General features: G+C 68.1%; 5 protein-coding genes. 1 reads left to right on the plus strand and 4 read right to left on the minus strand.

Annotation, left to right across the window (positions count from 1 at the left end; all coding sequences use genetic code 11):
• Positions 1–117 precede the first annotated feature (117 nt).
• Complete coding sequence (locus G7A99_RS17015; protein ID WP_163142362.1) at positions 118–777, minus strand: cytochrome b/b6 domain-containing protein; 660 nt, start codon at positions 775–777, stop codon at positions 118–120.
• An 80-nt stretch (positions 778–857) separates the two neighbouring features.
• Complete coding sequence (locus G7A99_RS17020; RefSeq protein ID WP_163142365.1) at positions 858–1,316, minus strand: EF-hand domain-containing protein; 459 nt, start codon at positions 1,314–1,316, stop codon at positions 858–860.
• Between the two features lie 202 nt (positions 1,317–1,518).
• On the opposite strand from G7A99_RS17020, the gene G7A99_RS17025 reads away from it, so the two are divergent.
• Positions 1,519–2,025 carry a hypothetical protein gene (locus tag G7A99_RS17025; RefSeq protein WP_018719264.1) on the plus strand — a complete coding sequence of 169 codons (507 nt, stop codon included), beginning with the start codon at positions 1,519–1,521 and terminating at the stop codon, positions 2,023–2,025.
• On the opposite strand, the gene G7A99_RS17030 is transcribed toward G7A99_RS17025, so the two are convergent.
• Both G7A99_RS17030 and G7A99_RS17035 read right to left on the minus strand, forming a co-directional pair.
• Complete coding sequence (locus G7A99_RS17030) at positions 2,001–2,678, minus strand: response regulator (RefSeq protein WP_163142368.1); 678 nt, start codon at positions 2,676–2,678, stop codon at positions 2,001–2,003. The genes G7A99_RS17025 and G7A99_RS17030 overlap by 25 nt on opposite strands.
• A gap of 37 nt (positions 2,679–2,715) precedes the next feature.
• Positions 2,716–3,375, minus strand: a 660-nt coding sequence (locus G7A99_RS17035; RefSeq protein WP_240466326.1) for an ATP-binding protein, incomplete at its 5' end; no start/stop codon positions are given.

Genomic DNA, 3,375 nt, shown 5'->3' on the forward strand with positions numbered 1-3,375 from the left:
CCGGCGTGGTGATGCTGAACCTGCCGGCGGCGAGGGGCTGACCCGCAATACAGCCCCCCGCCGCGACAGCCCGGCCGCCCACTACCCGCAAGACGGGCGGCCGGCCCGGGCCCGCGTTCAGGCCCTGGGCTTGCGGCCCGTCACCATCGCACGAATGAGGTTCTCGCGATGGAGCAGGCTCGAAACGATCACGCCGGCAATATGAAGGAACACGAGAAAGAGCGTCACGTTGGCCGAGGCCTCGTGGACCTCCTCCCAGAACTCCTCACCGCCTTCGTCCCCTTCACCGCGCTCACCGTATTCACCGTACTCGCCGTCATCCGCGTGCGCCGTGGCGATGACCGCGACACTGCCGCTACCGGCCGCGGCAAGCGCACCGCCTTCGGCCGTGTCGAGCATCACGCCGCTCAGCGTCACGGCGAACAGGCTGACGAGCAGGGCGATCACCATCCAGCCACCGGCCGGGTTGTGGCCGAGGTAGTGCCGCGACCGACCGGACGCCAGCCCGCGCAGGTAGGCAAAGACCTCCCCTGGCGGCCGCACGAAGTCGCCGAAACGCGCGTGCCTCGAGCCGACCACGCCCCAGATCAGGCGCACGACGATCAGCGCCAGTACCACATAACCGGCGTACACATGGAGCGCACTGTCCTCCTCGGAGGAGAGATAGGCGACAGTGAAGGCCACGACCAGCGACCAGTGAAACAGCCGGACCACGGGGTCCCACACCCGCACCGTCTCCACGGCGGGGGTTCCGCCGTCCTCGTCTTCCGTGCTCATACACCCTCCTTTGTCGAGACGGGCCGACGCCCCTCCGCTGATGGTAGGGGGCACCGCACGCGGTGCCCCCACCGGCGGCTTCAGTCGTCGTCACCCCAGCGCTCACCGCGCTCGCGATAGGCGCCGCGGCGGTCGCCGTCGTGCCAGCCGCGAGCGATCTCGCTGCGCTCGATGCGGCCGTCGCCGTTGCGGTCCATCCGCATCAGCCGGCGCTCCATCGGGTAAGCGAACTCGTCCTGGCTGACGGCACCGTCACCGTCGCTGTCGAGCCGCTGGATGCGGCGCTCGGCACGCATGCGCATCATCAGCGCCTGCATCTCCTGGGCGTCGAGCTGGCCGTCACCGTTGACGTCCGCCTCCGAGAAACGGCCCGCCTGGCGGTCCTTGAGGTCCTGGACGCTCATGGGCAGGTCGTCCGGGGTCACACCCGACATCATGGACGCACCGTGGCCCCCGCGCCGGTCCGGGCTGGCATTGGCCACGCCCGCAACGACGACAGTGAGAACGGTGGCACCGATCAAGAGCTTGCCTTTACGCATGGGTCATCTCCCGTGATTGCTGCAAGGGTTTCGGCCGCGGCCGACCGCGACCTCGCAGACGATTCTGCTCACGGGCAATGGAGGGAATATGCGCGAATCGCGAAGACAATGTGAACGTCTGCCGGGCGCGTTTGACCCGACAGGAGGCGCCGCTTATCGTTTTATAACATTCATTTTATGTACTTTTTAAAGGAGGTGCGCCATGCCCGTACTCCGTCATCCACGGCTATTCGCAACGGCCATTACCACGGTGCTCGCTATCGCCGTCGGCAGCGCCGCGTTCGGCCAGGCGTCGGTGACGCCCAACCTCACCGACAAGCTCGACCGTCTGCTGCGCCAGGAGATGCGCTCCGTGCAATCCGCCATGGGCCGTATCCACACCGCTATCGTGACCGGCGATCACGAGTCGGTGAGGCAGAACGCGCAGCGCATCCACGACAGCTTCATACTCAAACGCTCGCTCACGTCCCAGGACCGCAAGGATCTCAAGGCGGCCGTTCCACCCGGATTCATCAAGCTCGACCGGGAATTCCACGACATCTCCGCCGACCTCGCGCGCGCGGGCCAGCGCCGGGATACCGCCAAGGAATTACATGTCTACGAGCGCATGACCAGGAACTGCGTGCAGTGTCACGACCGATACGCCTCCGGCCGTTTCCCGGACGTGCGCGCCCCGAGCGGCGATCAGTCGAGCGCCTCCAGCCGGTAGCCGACCCCGTAGACCGAGCGGATCAGCTCCTGGTCGCCGCGGATCGCCGCCATCTTGCGGCGCAGGTTCTTGACGTGGGTATCCACCGTCCGGTCGGTGACCACGCGATGGTCGTCGTAGAGGTGGTCGAGGAGCTGATCCCTGGAGAACACCCGTCCGGGGTGCGCCGCCAGGGTGGCGAGCAGGCGGAACTCCACCGGGGTCAGCGACAGCGGCTCGCCGTCGAGGCTGGCACGGTAACCGGCCTCATCCACAGCGAGTCCGCGGCCTCCCCCGGCGGGTGGATCGCTGCGGGTCCGGCGCAGGATGGCCTTGACCCGCGCCACCACCTCCCGGGGGCTGAACGGCTTGCAGATGTAGTCGTCGGCACCGAGCTCCAGGCCGAGAAGGCGGTCGATCTCCTCCACCCGGGCGGTGACCATGACCACCGGCACATCGCTGAAGCCGCGGATCGCACGGCACACGCTCATGCCGTCCTCGCCGGGAAGCATGAGGTCGAGGAGGACGAGGTCGGGCTGGTTGGCCCGGACCCAGGGAACGACCTCGCGGCCGTCGTCGAGCACGTGCGGCTCGTAGCCCGCCGCGCGCAGATAGTCCGCCAGCAGCCCCGCGAGCTGGGGCTCGTCCTCGACGATGAGGATGCGTCCACTCATGCCCTGGATACCCTCCTGGTTAATCAGGTCCCGTCACTCAGCCCGCCAGCGGGAGCGTCAGTCGAATGCCGACACCGCCGGTGGGGGCCGTATACGCGTCGATGCGGCCGCCGTGGGCCTCCGCGATGTTACGGCATATGGCAAGGCCCAGACCGGCGCCGCCGCTCGAGCGGCTACGCGAGCCCTCCACCCGGTAGAGCCGGTCGAAAAGCCGCTCCAGGGCCTCGGCGGGCACGCCGGGCGCAGAGTCCTCCAGCCGCAGCACGGCCTCGCCGCCCACCGTGGCCAGGGCGAGGCGCGCCTCGCCGCCGCGGTCCGTATAACAAAGGCTGTTGTGCAGCAGATTACCCAGGAGCTGGCCAATGCGGCCACGGTCGGCGGTGACTGTCACCGGCGCGTCGGGCAACTCCAGCTCCAGCATGAGCCCCGCATCGGCCATCCGCGGGCGCCACTGCTCGGCGATCGCCCCCGCCAACGCGGCGAGATCCAGTGTCTCCATACGATAATTGAGCGCACCGGCATCGGAGAGCGAGAGCTCGTAGAGGTCGTCGACAAGCTTGCTCAGGGTGGTGACACTGCCCTGAAGGCCCGCCAGTGACTCGCGGGTGAGCGGGCGCACACCGTCCTCCATGGCCTCCAGCTCGGCCCGCAGCACCGACAGTGGCGTGCGCAGCTCATGGGAGATATCCGCCATGAA

Source organism: Arhodomonas sp. KWT (genome assembly GCF_010993615.1).